At 42.4% G+C, this 514-nt stretch carries 1 pseudogene; it reads right to left on the reverse strand.

The annotated features are described in order from the left end of the window. A pseudogene (locus SJH88_RS19355) lies at nt 1-514 on the reverse strand (IS982 family transposase); the annotation flags it as partial.

Raw genomic sequence — 514 nt, forward strand, 5'->3', positions numbered from 1 at the left:
TCGTCAATGAAGAGCTTATCGAAAAGACTTTGTGAGATGTATCCTCTGTCGCCAACAAGTTTGCCGAATAGTTTCTTCGTGAAGGTTCCGCCTTTAAGTGGAGCACGGTCATCCGTATTCCCCGGTGTGATTTGATATTGAATGATTTCACCCCGGTCGTTAATCACAATATGCAGTTTGAAACCATAGAACCATCCCATACTGCATTTGCCCTTTTGGGCCATCCTTTCATGGTCTTATGCCCGTGTGCCCGCTTGATATGGCAGGTGCGTAAAGGTGTGGAATCAATGAATGAGATACCGGTGCATTCGCCCAGGCAACACATATTGAGAAATGAAATTAGTTTGAATGCCACCTTGCTTTGTAATTCCACAAAACGATTGTAAGAGACCAACGAAGGAAAATCCGAATGACATTGTTGCGTAATATATTGAAGATAAAAGGACTTAAAATCGCGATACCTCGAATGATGGAAAGAATCAGAATAGTCATGATTTCAGCATCGGACATCCTA

Source organism: Comamonas sp. GCA5, assembly GCF_036541385.1.
Classification (GTDB): domain Bacteria; phylum Pseudomonadota; class Gammaproteobacteria; order Burkholderiales; family Burkholderiaceae_C; genus Comamonas; species Comamonas aquatica.